The sequence below is a fragment of the Frigoribacterium sp. ME-P-080 genome, from assembly GCF_030209595.1.
Lineage (GTDB): Bacteria > Actinomycetota > Actinomycetes > Actinomycetales > Microbacteriaceae > Frigoribacterium.
Genome location: NZ_JARVRR010000009.1, coordinates 53,494 through 80,306 on the forward strand (window position 1 = coordinate 53,494; position 26,813 = coordinate 80,306).

Annotated in this window: 22 protein-coding genes; 12 read left to right on the forward strand and 10 right to left on the reverse strand. The window is 71.6% G+C overall.

Annotation, left to right across the window (positions count from 1 at the left end):
* Positions 1 to 316: 316 nt before the first annotated feature.
* Entirely contained in the window at positions 317 to 1,555 is a 1,239-nt protein-coding gene (locus tag QRN23_RS13350; protein ID WP_285063797.1) for a polysaccharide pyruvyl transferase family protein, read from the reverse strand.
* 189 nt (positions 1,556 to 1,744) lie between these two features.
* Between QRN23_RS13350 and QRN23_RS13355 the strand changes: the two genes are divergently transcribed.
* Both QRN23_RS13355 and QRN23_RS13360 read left to right on the forward strand, forming a co-directional pair.
* Positions 1,745 to 4,009 carry a glycosyltransferase gene (locus tag QRN23_RS13355; protein WP_056044709.1) on the forward strand — a complete coding sequence of 755 codons (2,265 nt, stop codon included), beginning with the start codon at positions 1,745 to 1,747 and terminating at the stop codon, positions 4,007 to 4,009.
* The gene (locus tag QRN23_RS13360; protein ID WP_285063799.1) at positions 4,006 to 5,544 is read left to right on the forward strand and encodes a nucleotide disphospho-sugar-binding domain-containing protein; all 1,539 of its coding nucleotides are present in this window, start codon (positions 4,006 to 4,008) and stop codon (positions 5,542 to 5,544) included. The genes QRN23_RS13355 and QRN23_RS13360 overlap by 4 nt, the downstream gene beginning before the upstream one ends.
* Before the next feature lie 137 nt (positions 5,545 to 5,681).
* Here QRN23_RS13360 and QRN23_RS13365 read toward each other — a convergent pair whose 3' ends face one another.
* Positions 5,682 to 6,479 (reverse strand): SDR family NAD(P)-dependent oxidoreductase, encoded by a 798-nt coding sequence (locus QRN23_RS13365; RefSeq protein WP_200413537.1) that lies wholly within the window; start codon positions 6,477 to 6,479, stop codon positions 5,682 to 5,684.
* A gap of 78 nt (positions 6,480 to 6,557) precedes the next feature.
* Between QRN23_RS13365 and QRN23_RS13370 the strand changes: the two genes are divergently transcribed.
* Positions 6,558 to 7,166 (forward strand): TetR/AcrR family transcriptional regulator, encoded by a 609-nt coding sequence (locus QRN23_RS13370; protein WP_285063800.1) that lies wholly within the window; start codon positions 6,558 to 6,560, stop codon positions 7,164 to 7,166.
* A gap of 78 nt (positions 7,167 to 7,244) precedes the next feature.
* On the opposite strand, the gene QRN23_RS13375 is transcribed toward QRN23_RS13370, so the two are convergent.
* Together QRN23_RS13375 and QRN23_RS13380 are read right to left on the reverse strand one after the other, a co-directional pair.
* Complete coding sequence (locus tag QRN23_RS13375) at positions 7,245 to 7,901, reverse strand: galactosyltransferase-related protein (protein ID WP_200413536.1); 657 nt, start codon at positions 7,899 to 7,901, stop codon at positions 7,245 to 7,247.
* A gap of 171 nt (positions 7,902 to 8,072) precedes the next feature.
* The gene (locus QRN23_RS13380) at positions 8,073 to 9,338 is read right to left on the reverse strand and encodes an ROK family protein (protein WP_285063801.1); all 1,266 of its coding nucleotides are present in this window, start codon (positions 9,336 to 9,338) and stop codon (positions 8,073 to 8,075) included.
* Positions 9,339 to 9,499: 161 nt separating this feature from the next.
* Between QRN23_RS13380 and QRN23_RS13385 the strand changes: the two genes are divergently transcribed.
* From QRN23_RS13385 to QRN23_RS13400, 4 genes are all read left to right on the forward strand, one after another.
* Positions 9,500 to 10,786, forward strand: coding sequence for an ABC transporter substrate-binding protein (locus QRN23_RS13385; RefSeq protein ID WP_123570963.1), 1,287 nt, complete (start codon positions 9,500 to 9,502; stop codon positions 10,784 to 10,786).
* Positions 10,787 to 10,857: 71 nt separating this feature from the next.
* Complete coding sequence (locus tag QRN23_RS13390; protein ID WP_123571173.1) at positions 10,858 to 11,796, forward strand: carbohydrate ABC transporter permease; 939 nt, start codon at positions 10,858 to 10,860, stop codon at positions 11,794 to 11,796.
* Complete coding sequence (locus QRN23_RS13395; RefSeq protein WP_285063802.1) at positions 11,796 to 12,722, forward strand: carbohydrate ABC transporter permease; 927 nt, start codon at positions 11,796 to 11,798, stop codon at positions 12,720 to 12,722. The genes QRN23_RS13390 and QRN23_RS13395 overlap by 1 nt, the downstream gene beginning before the upstream one ends.
* 75 nt (positions 12,723 to 12,797) lie before the next feature.
* A complete protein-coding gene (locus QRN23_RS13400) occupies positions 12,798 to 14,489 on the forward strand; it encodes a glycoside hydrolase family 13 protein (protein WP_123570962.1) in 1,692 nt (563 codons plus the stop codon).
* Positions 14,490 to 14,569: 80 nt separating this feature from the next.
* Here the strand turns inward: QRN23_RS13400 and QRN23_RS13405 are convergent, their stop codons facing one another.
* Positions 14,570 to 14,956 (reverse strand): PLD nuclease N-terminal domain-containing protein, encoded by a 387-nt coding sequence (locus QRN23_RS13405; protein ID WP_056044696.1) that lies wholly within the window; start codon positions 14,954 to 14,956, stop codon positions 14,570 to 14,572.
* Between the two features lie 296 nt (positions 14,957 to 15,252).
* On the opposite strand from QRN23_RS13405, the gene QRN23_RS13410 reads away from it, so the two are divergent.
* Positions 15,253 to 16,506, forward strand: coding sequence for a M23 family metallopeptidase (locus QRN23_RS13410; RefSeq protein ID WP_157485258.1), 1,254 nt, complete (start codon positions 15,253 to 15,255; stop codon positions 16,504 to 16,506).
* 189 nt (positions 16,507 to 16,695) lie between these two features.
* On the opposite strand, the gene QRN23_RS13415 is transcribed toward QRN23_RS13410, so the two are convergent.
* Positions 16,696 to 17,856, reverse strand: a complete 1,161-nt coding sequence (locus QRN23_RS13415) for an adenosine deaminase (protein ID WP_285063803.1) — start codon at positions 17,854 to 17,856, stop codon at positions 16,696 to 16,698.
* Positions 17,857 to 18,051: 195 nt separating this feature from the next.
* Complete coding sequence (locus QRN23_RS13420) at positions 18,052 to 18,738, reverse strand: CG0192-related protein (RefSeq protein WP_056044693.1); 687 nt, start codon at positions 18,736 to 18,738, stop codon at positions 18,052 to 18,054.
* 165 nt (positions 18,739 to 18,903) lie between these two features.
* Here QRN23_RS13420 and QRN23_RS13425 point away from each other — a divergent pair, with 165 nt between their 5' ends.
* The 4 genes from QRN23_RS13425 (at position 18,904) to QRN23_RS13440 (ending at position 23,527) form a co-directional block, all read left to right on the forward strand.
* Positions 18,904 to 19,947 carry an NAD(P)-dependent alcohol dehydrogenase gene (locus QRN23_RS13425; protein ID WP_192125018.1) on the forward strand — a complete coding sequence of 348 codons (1,044 nt, stop codon included), beginning with the start codon at positions 18,904 to 18,906 and terminating at the stop codon, positions 19,945 to 19,947.
* Positions 19,948 to 21,157: 1,210 nt separating this feature from the next.
* On the forward strand, positions 21,158 to 22,045 hold the full coding sequence (locus QRN23_RS13430; protein ID WP_285063805.1) for a DNA-methyltransferase: 888 nt from the start codon (positions 21,158 to 21,160) through the stop codon (positions 22,043 to 22,045).
* Positions 22,042 to 22,602 (forward strand): hypothetical protein, encoded by a 561-nt coding sequence (locus QRN23_RS13435; RefSeq protein WP_285063806.1) that lies wholly within the window; start codon positions 22,042 to 22,044, stop codon positions 22,600 to 22,602. The genes QRN23_RS13430 and QRN23_RS13435 overlap by 4 nt, the downstream gene beginning before the upstream one ends.
* Before the next feature lie 346 nt (positions 22,603 to 22,948).
* A complete protein-coding gene (locus tag QRN23_RS13440; protein WP_502874822.1) occupies positions 22,949 to 23,527 on the forward strand; it encodes a recombinase family protein in 579 nt (192 codons plus the stop codon).
* 437 nt (positions 23,528 to 23,964) lie between these two features.
* On the opposite strand, the gene QRN23_RS13445 is transcribed toward QRN23_RS13440, so the two are convergent.
* From QRN23_RS13445 to QRN23_RS13455, 3 genes are all read right to left on the reverse strand, one after another.
* Positions 23,965 to 24,633, reverse strand: coding sequence for a potassium transporter TrkG (locus QRN23_RS13445; RefSeq protein ID WP_285063807.1), 669 nt, complete (start codon positions 24,631 to 24,633; stop codon positions 23,965 to 23,967).
* A gap of 192 nt (positions 24,634 to 24,825) precedes the next feature.
* The gene (locus QRN23_RS13450; protein WP_285063808.1) at positions 24,826 to 25,032 is read right to left on the reverse strand and encodes a hypothetical protein; all 207 of its coding nucleotides are present in this window, start codon (positions 25,030 to 25,032) and stop codon (positions 24,826 to 24,828) included.
* Between the two features lie 305 nt (positions 25,033 to 25,337).
* A complete protein-coding gene (locus QRN23_RS13455; RefSeq protein ID WP_285063809.1) occupies positions 25,338 to 26,648 on the reverse strand; it encodes a cytochrome P450 in 1,311 nt (436 codons plus the stop codon).
* Positions 26,649 to 26,813: the final 165 nt, after the last annotated feature.

The window sequence follows — 26,813 nt, forward strand, 5'->3', positions numbered from 1 at the left end:
ACGCCGCCATGATGTAAACAGTCCGCCACGTCTTTGTGTGGCGGACTGTTTACTTCATGGCGGGATGGGGCGTGGCGCGACCAGCCCGCCAGCCACCACGCCAGGAGGTGGACACCGCGCCACGGGAAAACCTGGCGCCGTGACCACGTCCTTGCGCCTTGACCACCTCCTGGCGCGGTGCCCGTCCCCCGGCGGCGTGCGCGCGACGCGGGGCAGCCCCCTGGAGGCGCGGGTCGCCACCCGACGCGGGTCGCGCCCGACGGCGCGCGGGTCGCGGACCGCGGGTCGTGCCCGATGGTGCGCGAGGCGGGTCGCGTCAGCCGCGCAGCGCGCCGGCGACCCGGTCCCACCAGGCGGCCGACGCCGCGCGGGTCCCGTCGAGGCGGTCGGCCCACGCCGAGCGCACCGCGTCGCGTCCGGCCCAGGCCGCCAGCGCGACCGCGTCGGCCTCGCCCGCGAGCAGCTGCGCGGCCGAGACGACGCTCGTCTGCCCGAAGTTGCCGAGCGCCCCGGTCAGCTTGATCGTCGTGTAGTCGTCGACCGCGAGCCCGACCGTCGGCACGCCGCCCGCGACGGCGAACACGGCCGGGTGGTAGCGGCTCGTCAGGTGGAGGGCCGCCCCGCGGGCGAAGCGGGCGGCCGCGGGGGAGTCGGTCGTGGGTTCGACCCGCGCCGGCACGGTCAGCTGGTCGAGCACGGCCCGGTGCAGCAGCGAGTCGCCGCGCTCCTCGGTCGGGTCGAGCGAGCCCCAGTGCGCGAGGAACACGACCTCGAGCCCCGCCTCGCCCGCCACCCGGTCGAGCAGTCGGGCGACGGCCGTGGCGAAGGCTCCCCGGTCGGCGTCGCCCACGTGCGCGGACAGGCTGACGGCGAGGTACGGCGCCGCCGCGCCCGCCACGGACGCCGCGCCCGCCGCACCCCCGGCAGGAGGCGCGGCCTCGAACCCGAGGAAGCTCGCGTCGTCCACCGTCCCCACGGTCGTCGCCGGGTCGACGCCGAGCGACCGCACCAGCTCGAGCGACGCGCCCTCGCGCAGGCCCACGAGCGCGGCGGCGTCGAGCAGTTCGGTGACGAGCTCGCGGTCCTCGCCCTCGAGCACCGGCCCGATGGTCTGCCCGCTGACGACCAGCGGTTTGTCGAAGCGTCGGGCGACGAGTCCGAGCGTGTTCCGCTCGTAGACGTGCATCGGCCAGAGCGAGGCCATGTTGCCGCCGCCGGCGACGAGCACGCCGTCGGCTTCGCGGACGGCCTCGACCACCTGCCAGGCCGGGTCGTCCTGCGGGAGGTGACCCGCGCCTCCGTCGATCGCCGACAGCACGCGGGCGCGTCGCTCGCGCTGGCCGAGCCGGCCGCCGGTCGTCGCGGGGTGGAAGCCGATCGCGGGCACGGCGTCGATGCCGTACCGCTCGGCGGTCTCGGCCGGGTTCGACGAGACGCCGGTGATCGTGGCGCCGCGGGCACGCAGCTGCACGGTCGCCTCGTGGAACATCGCCTCGTCGCCGATGTGGACCATGCCGTCGAGCACGCCGACGTCTCCGATGGTGACGATTCGCACGGGTGTGACCTCTCGCTGCGGGACTCGGCAGCGGGATCGATGCCGCCCACGACGGTACCGGACCCCCGCGGCGCCGAGCACACCGTGCGGCCACCGGGCGGCCACCGGGCGGCGATAGGCTCCACCAGGCCCCGGGCTCCGCGGGCCGGGCACCGCACCACCACCCCGCCGCACCCGAGAGGCACCGCCATGGGCATCCAGACCTCGCTCGACGCGATCCACGAGGCCGACCGCCTGGTCGACTCGATGCGCCTCGCCGACGACCTCGCGCTCGACGCCGCGCGCACCGGCGGGGCCCGGACGATCCGCGTGCTGCGCGGCGCGCTCGGCAGCCCCGACCAGCTCGTCGCCATCGCGGCGACGAACGCCCTCGCGCAGGTCTTCGACGAGCAGGCCGACGTCGTGCTGAGCGACCTGCTGTCGAGCGACCGCACCTTCCTCCGCGAGCACGCCGCGTCGGCGCTCAGCCAGCGGCTGCCCCGCTACGACACGGTCGGTCGGCTGATCGGGCTCGTCGTCGCCGGGGGCTTCACCGGCATGGTCGCCCAGCGCACGCTCGAGCAGTGGTCGTCGGCCGCCCCCGCCGTGGTCGGCGTCGCGCTCGAGGGCGCCCTGATCGGCGTGCACGAGCCCGACGCCCGGTACCGCCTGGTCGAGACGCTGGGCCTCGTGCGCGCCCGCATCACCTCCCGCCCGCTGCTGACGATCGCCCGCGACCGGGGCGAGGACGAGCACGTCCGCGTCGCCGCCGTCTCGGCCCTCGGCCAGCGTCGTGGCGACCAGGCGGTCGCCGCCGTCGTCCACGAGCTCGCCCGCCACGACGGCTACCTCGGCGACGTCGCGCGCCTGTCCGCGATCGACCTCTCCGCCCCGGACGAGGTGCCCGACGGCCACCGGGTGCACGACCGCGGAGTCGAGGACGGACCCGACGGCGACCACCCCGCCGGGCGCGACGGCCTCACCATCGCGCAGCTCTTCCTGCACGCCGACATCGACGCCGGCCTCACCCACGCCGGCAGCGGCGACAACGGCGGCATCGCGACGCTGCTCGTCCGGCTCGGCGACGCGCTCGCCGCGGGCGGCGTGCTCCCCGCCGGAGCCGTGCTCCCCGCAGGAGGCGCGGTGCAGGCCCTCGGCGACCGTCACGTCGAGCGGGTGGTCACCCTCTCGCGCGGGTCGGCGGACGCTGCGGTCGAGAGCGTCCACGACCTGGCGACCCGCGCCTCCGGACACGTCTACGGACGCGTGCCGCTGCTCAGCGACCCCGTCTCGTCGGCGACCGCGTGGCCGCTGCGGGTGGCGGCCCGGCGCGGCATCCGGCGGGTGCTGCGCGCCGCGGGCGGCGTCGACCTGCTGCACCTGCGGATGGCCGACGTGGGCAGCCTCGCGGCGGCCGACGTCGCCCGCGAGCTCGACATCCCCGTCGTCTTCACGGTGGCACCGGACCCGCACGCCGTCATCCAGTCGCTCGACCTGTCGGGCGCGCTGACCCGCGAGACCTTCGGCGACGTCGACGAGGTCGAGCACTTCTGGTTCCGCACCCGGCTCGTCCAGCAGCTCGCGTCGAACGCGTCGCACACCGTGCTGTTCCCCCGGCCCGAGCTCGAGCGCGACATGCGCGAGCTCGTCGGCATCGACGTCACGTCGCACCCCGAGCGCCACACGATCGTGCCCGAGGGCATCGACCTCGGCGTGGTCGACCGCTCGGTCGCCGAGGCCGCCGAACACGCCGCGGGCCTGCCCGCGACCCCGCCGCTCGCCGAGCTGGGTGCGCTGCTCGAGACCCTGCCGCCCGAGCGTCGCGGCCTGCCGCTGCTGGTCAGCGTCGGACGACTGCACCGGGTCAAGGGCATGGCGACGATCGTCGAGGCCTGGGCCGACGGTCCCCTGCGGGATCGCGCGAACCTGCTGCTGATCGGCGGCGACCTCGAGCACCCGAGCGCCGACGAGCGCGAACAGCTCGACCTGATCGACGCGATCGTCCCCGCGAGCCGGCACCGCGCCTCCGGACTCCTGTTGCCCGGCCACCGGCCGAACGACACGGTCGCCCGGTGGGTCGCCGCGGCCCGCTTCGGCCTGCCCGGGCTCGCGGCGCCCCGCGGCGTCTACGTCTGCGGCAGCCTGAAAGAGGAGTTCGGCATCGCCCTGCTCGAGGCGATGGGCTCCGGTCTGCTCGTCGTCGCGCCGCAGGGCGGCGGGCCCTCGACCTACGTGCGTCAGGGCGACACCGGCTGGCTCACCCGCACCTGGGACGTCGACGCCCTGCGCCTCGCGATGGGCGAGGCGCTCACCGCGGCCTCGGTCGAGACGACGGAGGCGCGCGCGGCCCGGTCACGCGACACCGTCGAGCGGTCCTTCACGATCCAGGCCATGGCGCGGTCGCTGTCGGGCGTCTACGACACGGTGCACCACGACGAGCTCGAACAGCGCGAGTGGAGCGTGAGCGCACGATGACCCTGCTCGTCGTCAGCCCCGACTACGCGTCGCACCTGCTGCCGCTCGCGACCCTGGCCACCGAGTGGCGCGACCGGGGCGAGCGCGTCGTCGTCGCGACCGGCCCGGCCACCGCCGCCATCGTCGAGTCGTTCGGCTTCGAGCGCGTGCACCTGCAGCTCGGGCGCGGCTCGAACCCCGGGGTGATCCGTGCCGAGGAGCAGGTGGCCGAGGAGGACGCGTCGCTGCGCGGCTTCTTCGACGCCACCCGGCTCGGCATGGTCGAGACGCTCTCGTACCAGGCGCGCGAACGCCTCACCGACCTCATGTGGCAGCCGGTCGCCACGGCCCGGGCGGTGCTCGACGTGGTCGCCGCCGTCCGGCCCGACCAGATCGTCGTGGACCACCTCGCGTTCAGCGCCCGGCTCGCGCTCGTGGCCGGCGGCGTGCCGTTCGCCGACGTCGTGCTGGGGCACCCGACCGCGCTGCCCGTGGGCGACGAGGTGTACGGCTGCCCGCCCGAGTGGCCCGCGGCGTTCGGCGGTGCCGGCGCTGGTGCCGACCCGGCGCTGGCCGGAGGCCGCACCACCGTCGAGTCGTCGAACCACCCCGGAACGCGGTTCGACGACGCGAACGTGGTGCGAGCTGCCGGAGATGCGTCGGTGGCGCGGGCCGACGCCGGCGCCGCGCCCGAGGGCGTCGCCGGGCTGCGCGAGTTGTGCGAGCGGGTCGACGCCTCGTTCACCGCCGAGTGGAACGCCGCGCTGGCCGAGCTCGCTCCGCACCTGCCGCCGTCGACGAGCGCCTTCGGCGAGCACGGCGACCTGCTGCTCTACAACTACCCGGGCGAGCTGGCCGACCCCGAGCGCGAGGCCCTGCTGCCCCCGCACGTCTGGCTCGGATCGGCCGTGCGTGCCGAGCCGGTGGACGCCGAGGTCGCCGCCTGGCTGGCCGGCGGCGCCGACCGCGCGCCCGCGCCAGCGCCCGACCTCGACCCCACCCCCGATCGCGACCCCACGTCCGATCCCGACCCCGACCCCACGCCCGCCCCGTTCGTTTACGTCAGCTTCGGCAGCTTCCTCTCGGTGCGGTCGGACGTGCTCGGGCGCGTGGCCGAGGCCCTGCGTCGGGTCGGGGTGCGGGCCGCGATCGCGCTCGGCTCGGGCGACCGGGCCGACCTCGGCGAGGTGCCGAGCGACTGGCTCGTCCGCGAGTTCCTGCCGCAGGTGACGCTGCTCGACGCGGCGACCGCGGCCGTCACGCACGGCGGCAACAACAGCGTGACCGAGGCGATGACCGCGGGCGTGCCCGTCGTCGTCCTGCCGTTCTCGACCGACCAGTTCGCCGGGGCCGCCGCCCTCGAGCGCACCGGGGTGGGCGTGGCGCTCGCCCCGAACACGGCGACGGTCGACGAACTGGCGGAGGCGCTGCGGCACGTGCTCGACCTGCCGACGCGCGACCCCGGTGCGGCCGGACGCCTGGCCGGGCTGGCGGCGTCCCTGCGCGAGACGCCCGGACGGGCACGAGCCCACGCGGCGCTGACCGGGCGCGACTGACCGAGCCGGCCCGCGCCTCCTCGGCTCGCCCCGCTTCTCAGCTGTCACGACGTGCCGCTCGCCTTCGCAGGCGAGCGGCACGTCGTGCCGTCTGGTCCGTCCGGCCGAGGGCCGACCGGCAGGAGGCGCGGGTCGGCCTACATCGTCCGGGTGTGGAGGATGCCGCCGTCGACGTCGAGCAGGGCCCCGTGCACGAAGGCCGCCTCGTCCGACGCCAGGTACCGCACCGCGTGCGCGATGTCGACGGGACGCACGGGTCGACCGGCCGGGGTGGCCGCGGTCAGGGTGTCGAGGACGGCCGCCGACTCGGCGTTGCCCGGAGTCGACGTCGCACCGGGTGCGACGCTGTTGACCCGGACGCCGCGGGGGCCGAACTCGGCCGCCCAGGTGCGGGTCATCTGCTCGACGGCGGCCTTCGACGCGGTGTACATGGCGCCGAACGGCACCCCGACCCGGGTCATCCACGAGCCGATGTTGACGATCGAGCCGTCTCCACGGTCGGCCATCGCCGGGGCGAGGGCCCCGACGAGCACGTGCGGCGCCCGGACGTTCGTCGCCAGGATGGCATCGAGGTCCGCGTCGTCGAGGGCGTCGGTCGGCATCGTCGGGTAGACGCCGGCGTTGTTGACCAGGATGTCGACGCGACCGCCGAGCACCTCGGTGGCCCGGGCGGCGAAGGCGCGGACGTCGGCGTACGGGCCGGCGAGGTCGGCGGGCACGGCGTGGGCCGAGCCGCCCCGGGTGGTGATCGCGTCGACCACACGTCGGGCCCGGGCGTCGTCGCGGCCGCTGACGACGACGGTGGCACCGGAGGCGGCGAGCACGCGGGCGATCGCCTCGCCGATGCCGCTGGTCGAGCCGGTCACGAGGGCGGTGCGACCGGCCAGGCGGTCGTCGGTGGGCAGGGAGTCGAGGACTTCTTCATTGGACTGCATGGTCCATTGCTAGCACGGACTGGACCGTCGAGTCCAGTGTTCGTGGACCGAATGGTCCACTCGACGTAGGATCTCTCCGTGGACGAGACGAAGATCACCGAGCGCGGGCGGCTCACCCGCCAGAGGATCATCGACGAGACCGGTCGGCAGATCCTCGCCGCGGGCATCGGCGGGACGACGCTCGACACGGTGCGGGCCGCGACGCTGACCAGCAAGAGCCAGCTGTTCCACTACTTCCCCGGCGGCAAGACCGAGCTGATCCACGAGGTCGCCCGGTGGGAGGGGCGCCAGCTGCTCGAGGCGCAGGAGCCCGAGATCCACGACCTCGGCACCTGGGAGTCGTGGGAGCGCTGGCGCGCCGCCCTGGTCGAGTACTACATCAGCCTCGGCCGCTGGGCGTGCCCGATCGGCACGCTCGCGGCCCAGGTCGCCGCCACGGACGCCGAGGTCGAGCGCAGCGTCAAGGCGAGCTGGGACGCCTGGCGCGAGCAGCTGGCCGCGGGCATCCGGCGGCTGCAGGCCTCGGGGTCGGTCGACGCCTCGGCCGATCCGGTGCGCGTCGCCACCGCGGTCATCGCGGCGATCCAGGGGGGACTGCTGCTCAGCCAGTCGGAGCGGGCGGGCTGGCCGCTCGAGGCCGCACTCGACCACGCGCTCGGCCCGTTGCACACCGTCCGCCGCGACTGACGCGGGTCGTCCGCCGGACGTGCCCCGCGCCTCCTGCGCTGTCGCTCTTCCGCTCAGTCGCTCTGGCGCTCTGTAGCTCTAGGCGCCGAAGACGACCGCGCGCATCGCGTCCTCGCCGACCGCCGCGTCGCGGTACCGCTGCATCAGCGCGGCGTTGGCGTCGTACTGCGGCCCCTCCCGCACCTCGGCCTGGTGGTGCAGGGCGAAGACCATGCCCTCGTGCCGTCGCGGGGCCTCGCCGAGCAGGGTGGTGTGGGCGAGGTACCAGGCCGCGTCCTCGAAGCCCCAGCCCCGGAAGCGTTCGTCCTGCCCGCCGTGGCTGCGCCACGAGGAGGCGCGGGTCACGTAGACCCCCGAGCAGGCCCCGCGCACGAGCTCGAAGTCGCACTGCTCGAGGGGGGTGCCCGCGGCCGCCTGCGCGGTGCCGTCGCGTCCCAGCCAGTGGTACTCGGTGTAGGGCAGGTGCACCCGGCCGCTCGTGCGGGCCGCCTCGATCGCCGCGAGCAGGGGCTCGCGTTGCGGCAGGGTGTCGGCGTCGCCGATCACGGCGACCTCGTCGTCGGCCAGGCCGGCGACCCCCAGGTTGCGGCACTGGGCCAGGTTGAACACCGGGTCGGGGGAGTCGATCGTGCGGATCTCGGCCTCGGGCAGGGCGTCGGCGTACCAGTCGCGGACGACCTCGAACGCCGCGACGCGACTGGGTTGCGGACGCCAGGGGAGCACGACGGTGACCATCCCGCGAGCCTAGCGGCGTGCGCCGGGCCGCCCCGCGCCTCCTGCGCCGCCCCGCCGGCCAGGGGCCGCGAACCCCGTTTGCGAAGACGAACCTCGTTCTGTCGGGGTTCGATTTCGTGAACGGGGTTCGAGGCCGGGTGCATCGCCGTCCGATCGCACGCCGAGCAGTCGTCAGGAGGCGCGGGTCGCGTCCGCCGCACCCGGCAGCGTCAGCTCGAGTGCGTGGCCGCGCACGTGTGCCAGGGCCCGCTCGACGGCGCCCGTGGTCACGACCGCGTCGCCCAACGTCGAGGCGACGACCTCGGGCGCGGCCCGGTGCGTGAACCGGCTGAGCCACGGTGTCGTCCGGTCGAGCAGCAGTCCGAGGGAGGGCGCCACGGCCCCGGCGACGACGATGCGGTCGACGTCGAGCATGCCGCTGAGCATGGCGCAGACGCGTCCGAACCGTTCGGCGGCCTTCTCGACCAGGCGCAGGGCGGTCGCGTCGCCGGCGTCCGCCGCGGCCAGCACGGCGGGGGCCTCGAGCTCGTCGAGCGGGATCGCCCGCAGCGGCGACGAGGCCGGCACGGTGCCGAGCTCGCGCGCGGCCCGGGCCCAGTCGCGCAGCAGGGCTCCGAGGCCGTCGGCCGATCCGACGCCCTCGACCAGGTCGAGGAGGCGCATCTCGCCCGCGGCACCGCGGCTGCCCCGCACGAGGGCTCCGTCGAGCACGAACCCGGCGCCGAACCGCTCGCCGGCCAGCAGGGTCACGAACGACGCGGTGGCGGCACCGGCACCCCCACCGACCTCGCGGTCGGCCCGGGACGCGGCAGCGGCCTCGGCGACCGCGGCGAGGTTCGCGTCGTTCTCGACGACGACGGCCCAGCCGCGCGGGGCGAACAGGCCGACGTAGTCCGGGTTCATCAGCTCCCAGAAGTCGGCGCCGGCCTCGACCGGTGACCGGCCCTCGGCGTCGGTGGGGGCGGGGACGCCGACGGTCACGGCGAGCACGTCGGCGTCGGCGAGCGAGGCCGAGGCGAGGGCGTCGTCGACCAGGGCCGACACGATGCGTCGGCGGTCGTCGGCCGAGCCGCAGGGGTCGATGCGGCGGACGGCCCGCGCGAGCACGTCGCCCCGCAGGTCGGCGACGACGGCGGTGAGCTGGTGCTGACCGGCGTCGACCCCGACGACGTGCCCGGCCGACCGTGCCAGGGCGTAGCGCCGTGCAGGGCGGCCCTTGCGGTACTCGCCGGTCGAGCGGGCGTCGGCGAGCGACACCATCCAGCCGTGGTCGATGAGGTCGTCGCAGACCCCGAGCACGGTGGACCGGGTGAGTCCGGTGAGGGCGATCAGGTCGCTCGCCGTGACCGCGTCCGCGGACCACGCGTGCCGCAGCACCTCGGCCGCGTTCATGCGGCGGAGCAGGCTCGGCGACGACACCCCGGTGCTCAGCGCCACCCGCGCCTCCTCGTGCTGTGGCCGGTGCCTCGCGACACGGCGGATCTTTTCGACGACGACCCATGGTGCCACGCCGGGAATTGATCTAGGGTCTAAATCTACACACCAGATCAACTCGGTCCCGACGCTGTCGTCGGGGTCGCGACCCGGGAGACGACGACGTGCCCACACCCCCACTGCCCTCCGGTGCCGGCCTCAGCCGACGCACCCTCCTCGGCGGGATCGGTGCCGCCGGGGCGGCGCTCCTCCTCGCCGGCTGCGCCCCGTCCGGCTCCGGCCGCGGGCGCACCGAGATCACCTTCTACGCGACCAAGCCCGAGGCGATCCCCTACTTCTCCGACCTGGTCTCGCGCTTCAACGAGTCGCAGTCGGCGGTCCGGGTGATCCACGACTCGACCTCGGGCATCTCGGCCGGCTTCGTCCGGGGCAACCCGCCCGACGTCGCGGCCTTCACGTACAACCTCGAGATGGCCCGCTTCATGGAGCGCGGGGCGCTGAGCGACCTGGGCGACCTGCCCGAGGCGCGCACGATCCGCCCCGAGGTGCAGGAGCTGGTCGACCAGTACGCGACGTACCCCGGCCGGACGAGCGTGCTGCCGTACTCGATCACCGCCGCGTCGGTGATCTACAACCAGCAGGTCTTCGCCGACCTGGGCGTCGAGGTGCCGACCACCTGGGACGAGTTCCTCGCGGCGTGCGACACCTTCACGGCGGCCGGCGTCACGCCGATCTACAGCACCTTCCGCGAACCGTGGACCGTCGCGCAGGGCCTGTTCGACTACACGACCGGCGGGTCGCTCGACGTCGCGGCCTTCTACGAGAAGATGAACGCCGAGGGCACGAGCGTCGGCCAGGGCGGCTCGGTCTCGTTCGAGAAGGACTTCCGCGAACCCGTCGAGCGCATGGTGCAGCTCGGACGGCTGTCGAACGCCAACCGCAACAGCCGCGGTTACGGCGACGGCAACCTCGCCATGGCGCAGGGCGAGGCGGCGATGCTCATGCAGGGGCCGTGGGCACTCGGTGAGATCACCAAGGCGAACCCCGAGGCGAGGGTCGGCACGTTCCCCTTGCCGATGACCGACGACCCCGCCGACCGCAAGGTGCGGGTCAACCTCGACCTGGCCCTGTGGGTGCCCGAGCAGTCGCGCAAGCAGGACGCCGCCCGCGAGTTCCTGACCTACCTGATGCAGCCCGAGATCCAGGACGCCTACAACCGCGACTTCCTGGCGTTCGGCACCACGAGGTCGGCCCCCGCCGTGACCGACGAGCGCATCGTCGGCATGCAGGGCTACTACGACGACGCGCGGTTCTACCAGGGGGCGTCCAAGGCGATCCCGCTGACGATCCCCGCCGAGAACTACGTGCAGGGCATCGTCACCGGCGCCAGCGTCGAGGGCACCCTGCGCACCATGGACGCCGACTGGCGCCGCCTGGCACTCCGCGCATGAGCGCGATCGACGGCGCGGGCCGCGCCACGGCCCCGGCCACCCCGACCACCGCCCGAGTCGAAGGAGACCCGATGGCCACCACCACCCCCACGGCCGTGCGAGGCGCCCGCACCTCGCTGAGCGGCAGCACGACCGGCAACCCGCGGCGCCGCGGCAGGCGCGTCGACCCGGTCTTCTACTTCTTCCTCGTGCCGACGCTCGTCCTCTTCTCGCTGGCGATCACCCTGCCGGCCGTGATGGGCGTGTTCTACAGCTTCACGAACTCGATCGGCTTCGGCGAGTTCGACATGGTCGGCGTCACCAACTACCTCGCGATGGCGACCGACCCGGCGATCCTCGGCTCGTACGGCTTCACGATGGGCTTCGCACTGGTCACGGTGATCGCCGTCAACGTGATCGCCCTGCTGTTGGCGATCGGCCTGACCTCGCAGATCAAGGCGAAGACCGCGCTGCGGGCCGTGTTCGTGATCCCGATGGTCATCTCGGGCATCATCATCGCCTTCGTCTTCCAGTTCCTCTTCTCGAACTCGCTGCCGGCCCTCGGCACCTCGCTCGGCATCCCCGGGCTGCAGGACAGCATCCTCGCGAACGCCGACACCGCCTGGATCGGCATCGTCGTGGTGACCGCGTGGCAGGCGATCCCGAGCACGCTGCTGATCTACATCGCGGGCCTGCTCGCGATCCCCGGCGAGGTGTACGAGGCGAGCAGCCTCGACGGCGCCTCGGGCTGGAAGCAGCTGCGGTCGATCACGCTGCCGCTCGTCGCGGGCTACGTCCTGATCAACACGATCATCGGCTTCAAGAACTTCCTGAACTCGTACGACATCATCGTCGGCCTGACGAACGGCGGCCCCGGCACGTCGACCCGCAGCATCGCGATGACGATCTTCACGGGCTTCACCGGCGGCGACTACGCCTACCAGATGGCCAACGCGACCATCTTCTTCGTGATCGCCGTCGCGATCGCGCTCGTCCAACTCCGGATCACCCGCGGAAAGGCGGCCGTCTGATGGCGAACACCGCACTCGTCACCCCGGCCGCCTCGGCGGCCCCCACCCCAGGAGGCACGGGTCGCGACGCCGACGCCGTCACCCGTCGTCGACGCGGTCGCGTCGGTCGGGAGCGCCCGAACCGCCTCGTCACCGTGCTGCTGGTGCTCGGCACGATCACCGTGCTGATCCCGATCTACGTCACCGTCACGATGTCGCTCAAGACGTCGGCGCAGGCCGTCGACGGCAACGCGTTCAGCCTGCCGGCACCGATCGACTTCTCGAACTTCGCGACCGCCTGGCAGCTGACCGACTTCCCGCGGGCGTTCGGCATCTCGACCCTCGTAACGGCCTCGACCGTGATCGGCACGGTCGTGCTCGCCTCGATGGCGTCGTACGCGATCTCGCGCAACTGGGACCGCAAGCTGTTCCGCTTCTCGTTCTTCTACCTGCTGGCCGCGATGTTCCTGCCGTTCCCGGTCGTCGCGCTGTCGCAGATCAAGTTGACCGGCATCGTCGGCCTCGACAACCCCGCCGGCGTCGCGCTGCTGCACGTCATGTTCCAGCTGTCGTTCTCGATCCTGCTGTTCACGGCGTTCCTGCGGTCGTTGCCCGAAGAGCTGGAGGAGAGCGCGCGGCTCGACGGCGCCACCACCTGGCAGGTCTTCTGGCGCCTGGTCTTCCCGCTGCTCGCCCCGATGAGCGCCACGGTCGGGATCTTCGCCTTCCTGGCCTCGTGGAACGACTTCGCGATGCCGTCGCTGATCACCGCCGACCCGTCGCTGCAGACCCTGCCCGTGCTGCAACAGATCTTCCAGACGCAGTTCAGCAACGACTACAACGTCGCCTTCGCCTCGTACCTCATGGCGATGGCCCCGGCGATCGTCGTCTACCTCTTCACCCAGCGCTGGGTGATGGCGGGCGTGACGCAGGGCGCGATCAAGTAGGCGTCCGTCGGGGGCGCGGCCCGCGCCTCCTGACCCCCAGGCAACCCACCACCACCGAGAGGACCTCGCTCCACGATGACCGACACGCTCCGCACCGCACCCTCGACCGAGCTGCTGACCGACGACCCGACCTGGTGGCGCCAGGCGGCGGTCTACCAGATCTATCCCCGCAGCTTCGCCGACTCGAACGGCGACGGCATCGGCGACCTGCCCGGCATCACGGCGGCGGTGCCCTACCTGCAGCGGCTGGGCGTCGACGCGGTCTGGCTCAGCCCGTTCTATCCGTCGGCCCTCGCCGACGGTGGGTACGACGTCGACGACTACCGCGACGTCGACCCCAAGATCGGCACGCTCGCGCAGTTCGACGAGATGATCGACGCGCTGCACGCGGTCGGCATCCGGGTGATCGCCGACCTCGTGCCGAACCACTCGTCCGACCGGCACGTCTGGTTCCAGGAGGCGCTGGCCGCCCCCGCCGGATCGCCCGCCCGGGCGCGCTACATCTTCCGCGACGGTCTCGGCGAGACCGGCGAGCTGCCGCCCTCGGACTGGACGTCGATCTTCGGCGGCCCGGCCTGGACCCGCGTCGCCGACGGCCAGTGGTACCTGCACTCGTTCGCGAGCGAGCAGCCCGACTGGGACTGGGACAACCCGGAGGTGCGCGAGGACTTCCTGACCACGCTGCGCTTCTGGTCGGACCGCGGGGTCGACGGCTTCCGGGTCGACGTGGCGCACGGGCTGGCGAAGAGCCTGCCCGAGGTGCTGCCGTCCACGGCCGAGCTCGAGGCGCTGCCCAAGGCCGACGGCGACCACCCGCTCTGGGACCGCGACGAGGTGCACGAGATCTACGCCACGTGGCGTGAGGTCTTCGACGAGTACGACCCGCCGCGCATCGCCGTGGCCGAGGCCTGGGTCGAGCCGTCGCGCCGTGCCCGCTACGCCAGCGCCGAGGGCCTGGGCCAGGCGTTCAACTTCGACCTGCTCGAGGCCGACTTCGACGCCACGCAGTTCCACGACATCATCACGTACAACCTCGACGCCGCCGAGGCCTCGGGCTCGTCGACGACCTGGGTGTTCTCGAACCACGACGTCGTCCGTCACGCGACCCGGTACGGCCTGCCCGCCCTCGACGGTCGCGACGTCAAGCAGGGCGCCGAGTGGCTGCTCTCGGGCGGCACCTCGCCCGAGGTCGACGTCGAGACCGGCCTGCGTCGGGCCCGTGCCGCGTCGCTGTTCATGCTCGGCCTGCCCGGTTCCGCCTACGTCTACCAGGGTGAGGAGCTCGGGCTGCCCGAGGTCGCCGACATCCCCGCCGACGAGCGCCAGGACCCGTCGTTCTTCCGCAATCCCGGCGTCGACATCGGTCGGGACGGCTGCCGCGTGCCGCTGCCCTGGACCCGGTCGGGGCCGTCGTTCGGCTTCGGCGCGGGCGAGGCGCACCTGCCGCAGCCCTCGTGGTTCGGCGAGTACTCGGTCGAGGCCGAGGAAGCCGACGCGACGTCGACGCTCGCGCTCTACCGGGCGGCCCTCGCGGCGCGGCGCGACCTGCAGACCGACGAGACGCTCGACTGGCTGCCCGTCGACGGCCGCGACGACGTGTTGCACCTCGTCCGCCCCGGCGGATGGCACGTGGTGTGCGTGTTCGGCACCGAGCCCGTCGACCTGGCCGCGCTCGGGCTGGGCTCGGGCGAGGTGCTCGTCGCGAGCGGGCCGCTGACGGATGCCGGGCAGCTGCCGGGCGAGACGGCGGCCTGGCTGCGCGGCTGACGGCGGCCTGGGCTGCGCGGCTGACGTCGGCCTGGCTGCGCGGCTGACGTCGGCCGCCGCCGGCCGGGGGGCGGTGCCGGTCAGGCGGGGACGTCGTCGCCGGCCGTGGAGCGGCGCTGCTCGACCTCGGCCTCGAGCTTCGCCAGACGGGCGAGCCGCTCGTAGTGCTCGGCCTCGCGGTCGAGGTCGGCGAGCTGCTGCTCGGTGCTGCGGACGCGGTGGTCGAGCGTGCGGGCCGCGGCCTCGTGGTATCGGCTCTGGTCGCGGGGTCCGATCTGCTCGACGCGGCTGCCGTACTCGCGGCCCGCGGCGAACCAGACGATGCTGCCGATCAGCGGCAGGAACAGCACGATCATGATCCACAGGCCCTTGGGCAGGTGTCGCACGTCACCGTCGGGACGCGTGACGATGTCGACGAGCGCCCCCACGATCAGCAGGAGGGGCAGGGCAGCCAGCACGAAGGTCACGGCCCGAGGGTAGGGGGTGCCGCCTGCCCGGCGGAAGCCCCGCGAGGAGGGGTGACCGCACCCCCGCCTGTGCCGCGTTCTGGGTGTGACGGGCCCTCCGGACGGTCGGTAGCGTCACCCGCATCACGGCGAGCGACCCCGGTCAGGAGGTGCGGTGCCGGTCGACCACGAAGGGTGCAGCTCCTGAAAATTCGCCTCCACCCCTGGTCAGCGGGCGGCTCTGATCGTAAGGTGGGTCGGTCCGCCCCATCGAGGAGAACCGTGAGTCGACGCGCCGTCCGTCCCAGGAAGCGCTCATGACCGACCCCTCGAACACCCGCGAGACCGCGGTGCCGGCCGAGCCGACCTCGCCCGTCGAGCAGACGCCCGGTGCCGCCGTGCCGCTGACCCGCCGCGAGGCCCGCGCCCTCGAGCGCGCCGCTGCCGCCGCTGCCGACGCTGGTTCTGCCTTTGCCCCGTCGTCCGCTGCGCCCGTCTCCGCCCCGTCGTCCGCTGCGCCTCCGACTGCTCCGGTCGCTGCCGCCGCTCCTGCTGCGCCCGTCTCCGCACCGTCCTCCGCTGCTCCTGCGACCAGCCCGGCGATGAACCCGGTGTCGAACGATGCACCCACGAGCAACCGGGTGCATGGTTCGGAAGTGGGTGCGACGGCCACCGAGGCGGCACCCGCGACCCGTGTCGCGCGCCGACCGCGCCCCTCCGTGCCGGCCGTGCTCCGTCGGACCCGAGAGGCCGGCCGCCCGAACCCGAGCCCTCGGGCGACCCCCGGCCGTTCGCGGCTTCGGGCCGTCTCGTCGCGCGTCCGTGCGGCGACCTTGCCCGTGCTCGGCGTCTGCGCCGTCATGCTCTTCTTCACGTCGAACCTCACCCCCGCCTCGGCGAGCGACCTGGGTGGGTCGAACATCCCGACCGCCGGTGCCGCGCCGATGCCGACCCAGACCCTCGCGGCGTCGCTCGTGGTGCTGACCGTGTCCGACCGCGACGCCTTCGGGGTGACCGACGCACCGCCGCCGCCGCCTCCGCCACCCGAGCCCGAGCCCGTCGTCACCTCGAAGAACGTCGCGGGGTCGACGAACTCCTACCGCGCCTCCTCGGGGGCCGGCACCATCGTCAACTCGGGCATCGGTGACATCCGCTGGCCGTTCCCGGGCTCGGTCGTCCTCAGCTCGGGCTTCGGTCCCCGTGCGGCTCCGTGTGCGGCGTGCTCGAGCATGCACATGGGCCTCGACATGACGCCCGGCGGCGGCACCCCCATCGGTGCCGCGGCCGCGGGCGTGGTGCGCACGTCTGGCATGCACGGCCAGTTCGGTCAGTACGCCGTGATCGACCACGTGATCGACGGTCAGCGCGTCAGCACCCTGTACGCGCACATGCAGATCGGTTCGAGCCCGCTCGTCGCCGGGCAGACGGTCCAGGTGGGCGAGCTGGTCGGCAAGGTCGGCCGCAGTGGTGTCGCGACCGGCGAGCACCTGCACTTCGAGGTGCTGCTGGGTGGCACGACGCAGGTCGACCCCAAGGCCTGGCTCGAGGCCAACGCCGGCCGCACGCTCTAGCCATCAGCGACGCCTGACCGACCGGAACGCACGGTACCTCCGTCCGTCCAGTTCGTCGACACCGGTCCATCGGAACGGCCCGTCCTGTACGAACTCGCCCGCCCTCGCGTGCGTCGGCGCCCACCCCCTACCCTCGTGCCCGGTGTCTCGGGCCCCGCGCCTCAGGCCGCGCGCTTCACGCAGCGAGCTTCAGGCCGCGCGACGCGCCTCGCGCCAGGCCTGCACCTCGGCGGTGAGTTCGGCCTTGCGGCCGGCGTCGGCGAACGACGCCTCGACCGAGTTCGTCGCCAGCAGGGCGAGCATGTCGTCGTCCAGCCCGAGCACGTCGCGCAGCGCCTCGTAGTTGTCGCCCACGTAGCCGCCGAAGTAGGCGGGGTCGTCGCTGTTGACCGTGACGAGCAGCCCGGCCTCGAGCATGCGGGGCAGCGGGTGCTCGGCCAGGTCGGACACCACCGCGAGCCGCAGGTTGGACAGCGGGCAGACGGTGAGCGGCACCCGGTCGGCGACGAGGCGGGCGACGAGGGCGTCGTCCTCGAGGCTGCGCACCCCGTGGTCGACGCGTTCGACGTGCAGCAGGTCGAGGGCGTCCGTGACGTACGACGGCGGCCCTTCTTCACCGGCGTGGGCGACGACGTGCAGCCCGAGCGCGCGGGCGCGGTCGAAGACGCGGGCGAACGCGGCGGGCGGGAACCCCACCTCGGACGAGTCGAGTCCCACCCCGATCAGGTCGGAGGCGCGGTGCGCGACGGACTCGAGGGTCGCGGCCGCGTCGCCCACCGGCAGGTGCCGCAGGAAGCAGAGGATGAGCCCGCCCGTGATGCCGAACCGCTCGCGCGCCTCGCCGAGCGCCTGGGTGAGCCCGTCGATGACCTCGTCGACGTCGACGTCGCGAGAGGTGTGCGCCTGGGGGTCGAAGAACATCTCGACGTGACGCAGCCCCTGGGCGTGGGCGCGTTCGAGGTAGGCCCAGGCGAGGTCGCGGAAGTCCTGTGCGGTCTGCAGCACGGCCGTGCACGCGTAGTAGAGGTCGAGGAACTCCTGCAGCGAGCCGAAGGAGTACGCCGCGCGCAGCTCGTCGATCGAGGCGAAGGGCAGGTCGACGTCGTTGCGGTCGGCGAGGGCGAAGACGAGCTCGGGTTCGAGCGTGCCCTCGACGTGCAGGTGCAGCTCGGCCGTGGGCGGCGTCGCCAGCACGGTGCCCGAGAGGGGCGAACCCGAGAAATCCGTACCCGAGGAGTCGGTGCCCGACAGGGGCGACCGCAGGTGGTCGCGGGTCGTCGGGGTCGTGCCCGTGAGGGGCGTGCCGGGCGCGGGGGCCGCGGTCGTCGGGGAGGTGTCGATCGCCGTCATCGGGCCACCGTAGCGGCAGCGTGCCTCTCGACGAAGCCCCGTGCACGATCGTTCACCGTCCCGTCACCCGGCGACCGCCTGGGGACGAGACGAGGAGGCGCGGGGCGGCTCGACGAGGACGCCACCCGCGCCTCCTGCCCGGACGTCGAGGAGGCGCGGTGCGCGACGACCGCACACCGCGCCTCCTGCAGGTGGCTATGCCGTGAGTACGACGGCGAGCGTCTCGGGCTGGTCGTGCCCGGTCCACGTGCCGGTGAGGACCTCGACCCCGTGGTCGCCGCTGTGGCCGCCGGTCGAGGCGAGGGCGCCGGCGTCGTGTCGACCGAGGACGCGGGCGACGACGATGCGGACCGCCGCGCCGGTGACGACCGTCCGGCCCTCGACCTGGTCGACGGTGAGGCGGTCGACGTCGGGCACGGGGGTGCCCGGGGTGCCGCTGCCGACGACGGTCGAGTTTGGCTCGCGGACCTGTCGCTCGCCGTCGACCTCGAACCAGGCCTCGGCCTGGGTGCCGCCGGTCAGCACGGCCGTCGCGAGGGCCGCGGCCCAGACCGGGTCGGCCGTGCCGTCGTAGACCCACCGCGTGCCGAGCACCGAGTGCTCGGTCGTCCCGACGAGGTGGTCGTCGGCACCGGCCAGGGGAGCGTCGCGATACGTGAGGGGCACCTGCAACTGCACGCCGTCGGGCGTGGCGACGATGATCGTCTCGACGCCGACCTCGCCCGCCGGATCGTCGAAGCGGAAGGCCGCGACGCTGCGCAGGCCCTCGTCGGCCGTGCCCTCGGACCGCGGTGGGCCCTCGAACCACGGCTGGGTCGGCACCCAGGCGTCGAGCAGGTCGATCTTGGAGGGGCTCATGCCGGCCCGGTGCAGGTGTGCCATGCCGTCGATCGTAGGGCCGACCACCGTCACCGTCGGTCACCGCCACCACCACGCCCCGACACCGCCGGCGGCACGACCCCGACCGCGCCCCGACCGCGCCCCGACCCCTCCGGTAACGCGACACCTGTCGTGCGTTCTCCAGCGGTCGGGCGTAGCCTGCGGCCCATGAAGGCACTCCAGTACACCCAGGTCGGTCAGCACCCCGAAGTCGTCGAGATCGAGAAGCCGTCACCCGGCCCCGGGCAGGTGCTGCTGAAGGTCACGGCGGCCGGTGTCTGCCACTCCGACGAGTACGTCATGAGCCTCGGTGAAGAGGACTACACCGCGCAGGGCTACCCGCTGCCGCTCACGCTCGGGCACGAGGGCGCCGGCATCGTGGCCGAGCTCGGCGAGGGCGTCGAGCACCTGCAGGTCGGTGACGCGGTCGCCGTCTACGGCCCGTGGGGTTGTGGTCGGTGCCACCAGTGCGCCCAGGGCAAGGAGAACTACTGCGTCAACGCCGCCGCCGAGGGCATCAAGCCTCCCGGGCTCGGCGCTCCCGGGTCGATGGCCGAGTACATGATCGTCGACGACCCCCGCCACCTGGTGCCGCTCGGCGACCTCGACCCGGTCGAGAACGTGTCGCTCACCGACGCCGGCCTCACGCCGTACCACGCGATCAAGACCTCGCTGCCGAAGCTCGGCGCCGGCACCTACGCCGTCGTCATCGGCACCGGAGGCCTCGGGCACGTCGGAATCCAGATCCTGCGGGCGCTCTCGGGTGCGCAGATCATCGCGCTCGACGTGAGCGACGAGAAGCTCGAGCTGGCGAAGCACGTCGGTGCGCACCACACGGTGATCAGCGACGAGCACGCCGCGGACGCCATCCGCGAGATCACCGGGGGCCTCGGCGTCCAGGCCGTCTTCGACTTCGTCGGGGCGGGGCCGACGATGGCCACGGCCGTCGCGGTCGCCGCGGCGGACGCCGACGTGACCATCGTCGGCATCGGTGGCGGCACCGTCGAGCTCGGCTTCGGCGCGATCGCCTACGACGTCGCCGTGCGCATCCCCTACTGGGGCAGCCGCAGCGAACTGATCGAGGTCCTCGACCTCGCCCGGGCCGGCCAGGTCGAGGTCGCCACGCAGCGCTACTCGCTCGACGACGGCCCGAAGGCCTACGAGGCCCTCGCCGCCGGCACCGTCCGCGGCCGGGCCGTCATCGTCCCCTGACGCGACCACCCCGAGGAGGCGCGGTGCCGGATTCCGCGCACCGCGCCTCCTGCAGGTCGCAGCCGCCGATCGGCCGCACCTGACCCCGTCGTCGCGACGGGGAACGGGGTCTTGGCCACGGCGAGCACCGCGGCGGGAGTGAGCGTCGGCACGTCGATGACCGTGGCGATCAGGGTCGCCGTCTCGGGCGTCGACCATGAGATGCGGGTGGCTCCGAGTGCGAGCAGGGGGATCGAAGCCGATGTGGGGCCCCGGCGGTCGCATCCTGGGGGCTTTCTGCGAAACTTTTGGTGCTGCGGTGGGGACGGCCTTCACCGTCGCGAGCTCGAGGAGAGGTCGAAATGCCCGCCGAGCAAACGCCGAAGGCGAATGACCAACGACCTTGGCACTGGATCGTCCTAGGCCTACTGGCAGCCGTTGGGGGTTCGATCGCCCGTCCGATGGGGGAGTGACCATGACCAAGCACAAGACGGCCCAGCCCGCCGCCATCGCCCAGGCGATCGTCGCGCTCACCGCGGCCGCGAAGCAGACCCGCACCGTCGGTGCAGGCACCTGGAACGCGCACCAGGAGGCCGCCGACTTCGCAGAGCTCGCCGCCATCGTCTTAACGTCCGTCGCCGCGAACGTCGGGGGGACTGAGGCGCTGCTGGCCGGGCGTCCCGGTCGTGGGATGCCGACCTGGTGCGTTAGCTCGTCGACGGCACTGCACGCGGCGACGTCGACCGCTACCGCACCCACGACGACGGCACGCACGTCGAGCCGTGAGCGCCTTCACGATCGAGAACCCCCACGACGGCATCCGGCCGTCCCTGGGGCCACTGGGGGAGCTGCTGGGACCGATCCTCGGCGTCGTGGCGATCCTCGCCGCCCTCGCTGTGCTCGGGCTCCTCTGGCGCGACGTCCGCAACGCTCGTCACTGGCCGCGGCCAGCGGAGCACCGCGGCCTCGGGTACTCGGCTGGCCCCGCGGGTGGTACCTCGTCGCTGCGGGCCTCGCCGCTCTGCTCGGTCTCTTCTGCCTTGTGTTGCCCAGCTCGCACCGTGACCGAGCTGTCTGAATGGAAGGCGTGGAACGCCGCCGTCACCGAGTCGGCCCCCGAGCGGTCCCAAGCGGCTCCTTCAATTAGTTTGCGTTCGAAGGGTGGCGGACCGGGAGGCCCCCGCCCGGCGCCGGGTCGTCCAAACGAACGGGCCTCCCTAGACTCGACCCCATGACTTCATGGACGCCGGACGGGCCAAACCTCGTCTTTCACGACGACAATGCCAATGTTCTTCCTGCGCTCCCCGACGGTTCGTTTCAGTTGATCTACATAGATCCGCCATTTAACACTGGGAAAAAGCAGAGCAGGCAGTCGGTGAAGACAACGCGCTCGCTAACAGGTTCACGCGTCGGCTTCAAAGGACAGAGCTACGAGACGGTCAAGGGCCTGGTGACTGGTTACGACGATGCGTTCGACGACTACTGGAGCTTTATGGAGCCGCGTCTCGAGCACGCTTGGCGACTGCTCGCACCTTCGGGAACGCTGTATTTGCATCTCGACTACCGCGAGGTGCACTACGCCAAAGTTCTCCTCGACGCGTTATTTGGTCGCGAGCACTTTCTGAACGAGATTGTCTGGGCTTACGACTACGGCGCGCGGGCTAAGAATAAGTGGCCTGCAAAGCACGACAATATTCTCGTCTACGTAAAAGACCCAAAGACGTACTACTTCAATAACGAAGAAGTGGATCGTGAGCCCTACATGGCACCCGGGCTTGTTACGCCGGAAAAAGCGGCCAGGGGAAAGCTGCCCACCGATGTTTGGTGGCACACGATTGTCTCGCCCACCGGCAGAGAAAAGACGGGTTACGCGACGCAGAAGCCTGAGGGAATCGTGCGCCGCATGGTAGCGGCGAGTTCTAAGCCAGATGACTGGGTCCTCGACTTTTTCGCGGGGAGTGGCACGCTAGGCGCCGTCGCTTCAAACCTTGGGCGCAAATTCGTTCTCATTGATAAAAACCCCGAAGCGATTGAAGTTACTCGTAAACGACTTGGTGGAGCCGGCGATTTGTTTGGCAGCGCAGTGGAGTTTGTTAAGCAACCGATTGGTGACCAGTGAACCGCATAATCACCGATCCTGAAGTTGCTTACCTCGCAGCACTCGCCGGAACATTACAAGCTGATTACATTGGCGATAAAGAAACCTCTATGTGGAGGGGTAGCCCGTTCTATTGGATCAAGAGTCGACCCTCTCGACAGATTGGGTCCATCGGCGAAGCGCTTGCTGCCGGCTGGGCAGCGTCCAAGGGGTTCGATGTGCAGAGGCCACTGAACTCCGATCACGACAGGCGGATCGCAGGGCTGAAGGTGGAAGTGAAATTTTCCACTTTGTGGACAGATAGCGAGATATTCAAGTTTCAGCAGCTCCGTGACCAGGATTATGATTACGCGTTACTTCTTGGCGTTTCTCCATTCGATGCGCAAGCGTGGTTCGTACCGAAGGCTGAACTGTCCTACAACCGACCACCTTCACTTGTGCCGCAGCACGGGGGTGCCGCAGGAAGGGACACCCGATGGTTGTCTTTTGCCGCGACAAATCCGCCTACTTGGCTAGACGAATTTGGTGGTCGCTTGTCTCGCGTGCGCGAACTAATTCAAGATGTCGCATTGAATTAGATCTGTGTGCGGGGTTGCCGGGCGATCCGGCGCCGTATGACCTGGGCTACTAATCGACATTAAGACGCCTGGAATTCGAGCTCAGAAACGAGCGATTGGGGTTGGACTCGGCCAGGGCCGGATGGACCGGCCAGAAACGGTGACCGGTTCGAAACGAGGTTTCGAACCGGTCCGGTTTTCCGGGAAGCCCGCTGGCCGAGCGCCCGTTAGACTGTCGCGTTCAGCGGGACACCTTTCAGGCCGTGCCTCGACCGGCCGAGGCCAAGTGGCGCTTGGCTTCGGATTCGCGTATGCCTGTCCCGTAAAAAGTGCCCGGTGATGGGGGTCTAGACGCTCCAGTCGTCGGATGCTCATCGGATACGCCCGCGTCTCGACCTCGGGTCAAGATCTTGCAGCACAGAGTGATGGTCTTGCAGCGTTCGGTGTTGACGATGAGCACGTGCATGTTGACCACGGGCTGTCTGGTACAACTCGAGCGCGGCCTGGCCTTCGGGAGGCCCTCGCTGCGTGCTGTGCCGGCGACGTGCTGGTCGTCACGAAGCTCGACCGCCTCACCCGTTCGCTGCGCGACGGGACCGACATCGCCGAAGAGCTCACGAAGAAGGGCGTCGCACTCAAGCTCGGGGGAGCCGTCTACGACCCCACCGACCCCGTCGGCCGGCTCCTCTTCAACGTCCTCGGCATGGTCGCCGAGTTTGAAGCCGACCTCATCCGTGCCCGAACCCGTGAGGGCATGGCAATCGCGAAGGCGGCCGGTAAGCTCCGCGGCCGGAATCCCAGGCTCTCCGCCTTCGCAAGAGAAGCACCTCGTGCAGCTGCACCGCATTGGCGCCCACGATTGGCGCCCACGCGACGAGCGAGATCGCCGAGCTCTTCGGTGTCGCCCGATCTACGGTTTTACAGGGCCGTGAATCGGGCCAACTGACGCTTTGCCGCCAGTCTGAAGGTCGGTGGGTTTGGTCGCTCATCGCGATGTCAATGGCAGAGGCCAACTCGGTAAGATTGGAGCAATCGTTCGGGAGGGGTCCGCGTGGCTGTTCGAATGCCTGTTCGTCCTGCCATGCTGCGGTGGGCGCTGGATCGGTCCGGTATGAGGTCCGACAGTAAGCGCTTCGAGCGGTTTTCTCGATGGGCCGATGGCGATGGCCAGCCCACATTCCGTCAGCTTGAAGAATTTGCTCACGCCGTCCATGCGCCGCTGGGGTATCACTTTCTCCCGGAACCTCCAGTCGAAGACGTGCCGATCCCGGATTTCCGCACCATTGGCGACGTTCCGGTCATCGGGCCAAGCCCTGATCTTCTGGACACCATTCACGCCGCCCAGCGGCGGCAGGATTGGTATCGGGATTATGCGGTTGATCGTCACCTTGACCGCATCGACTTCGTGGGTTCCCTCACCGTCGATGCCGCGATGGCCGGGTCGGTGGCGAACTGTTCGAGGCCGTCGGCGTGGGTGACGAAGCCGGCGTTGTTGAAGGCCGAGACCGCGTAGAAGACACCGTGCCACGTGCCTGAGACGAACGACCCCTCCCGCACGATGAACGCGGGCACGAGCACGAGCGCGAGCGCCGCCTCCACGACGACCGTGGTGAGTGCGACGATCTTGAGCAGGGACTGGACCTCGCCGAGCTTGCTGGTGCCGATGCCTTGCTGGGCCATGATCCGCCCGCGTACGCCGAGCTTGTGCGTGACGGCCCGCGACAACAGGAGCGCGATGGTCACGATGCCGAGGCCGCCGACCTGGACCCCGGCGAGGATGACGACCTGGCCGAAGAAGGACCAGTGGGTCGCCGTGTCGACGGTCACGAGCCCGGTGACGGTCATCGCGGACACCGCGGTGAAGACCGCGTCGTGCAGCGGGGTCCTCGTGCCGTCGGCCGTCGCGACGGGGAGTGCGAGCAGGGCGGAGAAGAGCAGGACGACACCGAGGAAGATCCCCAGCGCGACCAGTGCAGGCGAGCGGCGCAGGACACCCTGCGAGAAGGCAGCGATCCGGGCAGGAGCGGCGGTGCCCTTCGTCTGCGTCGTCACCGGCCCCACAGTAAGACACTTCGCCCGCCACCCCGCAATGCCGACCGGCGCCGAACGGAGGACGCGGAGAGAGCCCGCGAGGCCGACCGCGCTACGGTGTGTCCTCCGAGGTGCCGGCGACCTGACGGGAAGAAGCCGCTCCGCGCGCCGTCACGCTCCGGTTCCGAGAGTCGATCGTCGCAGCGTTACTCCTCACCCCTCCGCCCCGAACAGCTCCTGGACTTCGACGAGGGTGTGACAGAGGCGCTGTTCGTCGGGCTGCGAGAGATCGGTCACCGCGTAGGCGTCCGTCACCCACTGCACGAAGCCGACGAGGACGTCGATCCCGGTCTTCCCGTTCCGGTAGTCGAGGACGCGCCAGGTGCCCTCGGCGATCGGGTCGAGCAAGATCATGGGCATGGCGCGGGGGAGGCGGCCGGCGGCAGGGGTTGCTCGATCATCGTGGTCGCCTCTCGGATCTCGCTGGCGCCCGGGCACCACGAGAGTGGTGGGTGGGAGCGGCCTCGTGGGCGAGCCGATGTCGCACGTGACCGGCGACGGAGTCGGCTCGTCCCGTGACGGCGACGAGCAGGACGAAGGCGACGAGGTGAGCGAAACCGCGGGTGGGGATCGGCATGGATCGTGTCTATGCCCGGGGCCGGATGCGCGAAGAGGGGTTGCCGAGAACCCCCGCTCGGAGGTAAGGCCGATCGCGTCGCGGGTCGTCAGTGGAACGGGCACCGGGATGGTGCACCGGCTGCGCGGACCCGGCCGCCGGACGACGGCTTCGTCGGCAGCCGTCGCCGGTCGACGTCGAGCCCGTCGTCGAGGATCGCCAGGCGAGGGTCGCTGAGCGCGGTGACGGCGGCGGCGAGGCCGGCGATGGCGAGCTTCTCGCCGGGGCATCGGTGTCCGCCCGCGGGGTCCCCGCCACCGTGAGGGATGAACGTCGAGATCGCCTCGTAGTCGTCGACGCCCACGAAACGTTCCGGATCGAACTCGGAGGCGCGGTTCCAGGAGGCATCATCCGTGTCGGTGCCGAGGATGTCGAGCAGGACCCGCCCGCCGGCGGGGAGCTCCCGTCCGTCGATCTCGACGTCGTGGCGCGCCCAGCCGGGCAGCATCGGGACGAACGGCGCGGTCCGCCGGACCTCCTGCGCGAACGCGACGGCGAGCGGCCCACCGGTCGACGTTCCACGCTCGGTGGCTTCCTCGGCGATCCGCTCTCGCCACTCGGGGTGGTCGTGCAGTGCCTTCGCGGCGAACGCGACGAAGCGGGCCACCGCGATCATCGGGCGGATGCTGTTCTGCAGCTCGATCCCCGCCAGCTTCGCGGGCAGCAGCTCGCCCTCGGGGTCCCGGTGCCGAGCCCACTCGTCGAGGGCCGTGCCTTCCCCGGGCTCGAGAGTGCCGGCGCGAACCGCCTCGACGAGGCGGCGAGCGTGCCGATCGGACCAGGCACGGTTCACCGCTGCCAGCAGGTACTCGGGGGAGTAAGGCACACCGAAGCCGTCGACGATCTGCGCGAGGCGGGCCGACCAGCGGGTCCGCGCCTCCGGGGTTCCCGGCAGGCCTGCCCACCTCATGCTCGCGCGACCGAACGCCCCGACGGCCGCATCGTAGGCGGAGCGTCGACCCCCGGACAGCCAGGCCTCGATCTCGTGCTGCCACTCCCGTTCGAGCAGGGGCGTCAGCCGGGCGACCTGGTCGTCCTCGTACGCGACGTCGAGGAACGTCGCTTTGCGGTGCCGGTGTTCCGCTCCGTCGAGGCTGTGCACGGACCCGGTGCCGAAGAGCGTCTGCTGGACGATCGCGGGCATGGCCCCGTGCCGAGCGATCTGCCGTTCGTCGTAGAAGAGCTCGACGGCCTCGGCGCCCCGGACCAGCAGCGCCTCCCGCCCGAGCAGGCGGAGAGGCACGGCCTGGGCGCCCGTCCGCGTTCGCTCCCAGAGGCGCGCACCGAAACCGTAACCCCGGGTGAGCAGGGAGATCGAGTCGTCGCGAAGCGGGTTCGTCCTGGGTGTCGAGGGGAACATGCGGCCATCGTGCCAGCGCTCGCGCATTCGCGACCAGGCGATCTCGCCGAGGTCACGGCCGTCCGCCGGGAGCGTCGTCGCCGTCGTCGCGCCTCCCGGCCCCGGTGGGCGTGTGGTGAGCGTGTGGTGTCCGTGAGGAAGACGGCGTTCGGCGTAGGGAAGTCG

Coding starts and splice junctions, on each gene's coding strand:
- QRN23_RS13390 (WP_123571173.1), top strand. CDS start 10,858: ATGGCCACCACCACCCCCACGGCCGTGCGAGGCGCCCGCACCTCGCTG.
- QRN23_RS13360 (WP_285063799.1), top strand. CDS start 4,006: ATGACCCTGCTCGTCGTCAGCCCCGACTACGCGTCGCACCTGCTGCCG.
- QRN23_RS13415 (WP_285063803.1), bottom strand. CDS start 17,856: ATGACGGCGATCGACACCTCCCCGACGACCGCGGCCCCCGCGCCCGGC.
- QRN23_RS13420 (WP_056044693.1), bottom strand. CDS start 18,738: ATGGCACACCTGCACCGGGCCGGCATGAGCCCCTCCAAGATCGACCTG.
- QRN23_RS13395 (WP_285063802.1), top strand. CDS start 11,796: ATGGCGAACACCGCACTCGTCACCCCGGCCGCCTCGGCGGCCCCCACC.
- QRN23_RS13410 (WP_157485258.1), top strand. CDS start 15,253: ATGACCGACCCCTCGAACACCCGCGAGACCGCGGTGCCGGCCGAGCCG.
- QRN23_RS13365 (WP_200413537.1), bottom strand. CDS start 6,479: ATGCAGTCCAATGAAGAAGTCCTCGACTCCCTGCCCACCGACGACCGC.
- QRN23_RS13425 (WP_192125018.1), top strand. CDS start 18,904: ATGAAGGCACTCCAGTACACCCAGGTCGGTCAGCACCCCGAAGTCGTC.
- QRN23_RS13430 (WP_285063805.1), top strand. CDS start 21,158: ATGACTTCATGGACGCCGGACGGGCCAAACCTCGTCTTTCACGACGAC.
- QRN23_RS13355 (WP_056044709.1), top strand. CDS start 1,745: ATGGGCATCCAGACCTCGCTCGACGCGATCCACGAGGCCGACCGCCTG.
- QRN23_RS13400 (WP_123570962.1), top strand. CDS start 12,798: ATGACCGACACGCTCCGCACCGCACCCTCGACCGAGCTGCTGACCGAC.
- QRN23_RS13440 (WP_502874822.1), top strand. CDS start 22,949: ATGCTCATCGGATACGCCCGCGTCTCGACCTCGGGTCAAGATCTTGCA.
- QRN23_RS13375 (WP_200413536.1), bottom strand. CDS start 7,901: ATGGTCACCGTCGTGCTCCCCTGGCGTCCGCAACCCAGTCGCGTCGCG.
- QRN23_RS13455 (WP_285063809.1), bottom strand. CDS start 26,648: ATGTTCCCCTCGACACCCAGGACGAACCCGCTTCGCGACGACTCGATC.
- QRN23_RS13450 (WP_285063808.1), bottom strand. CDS start 25,032: ATGCCCATGATCTTGCTCGACCCGATCGCCGAGGGCACCTGGCGCGTC.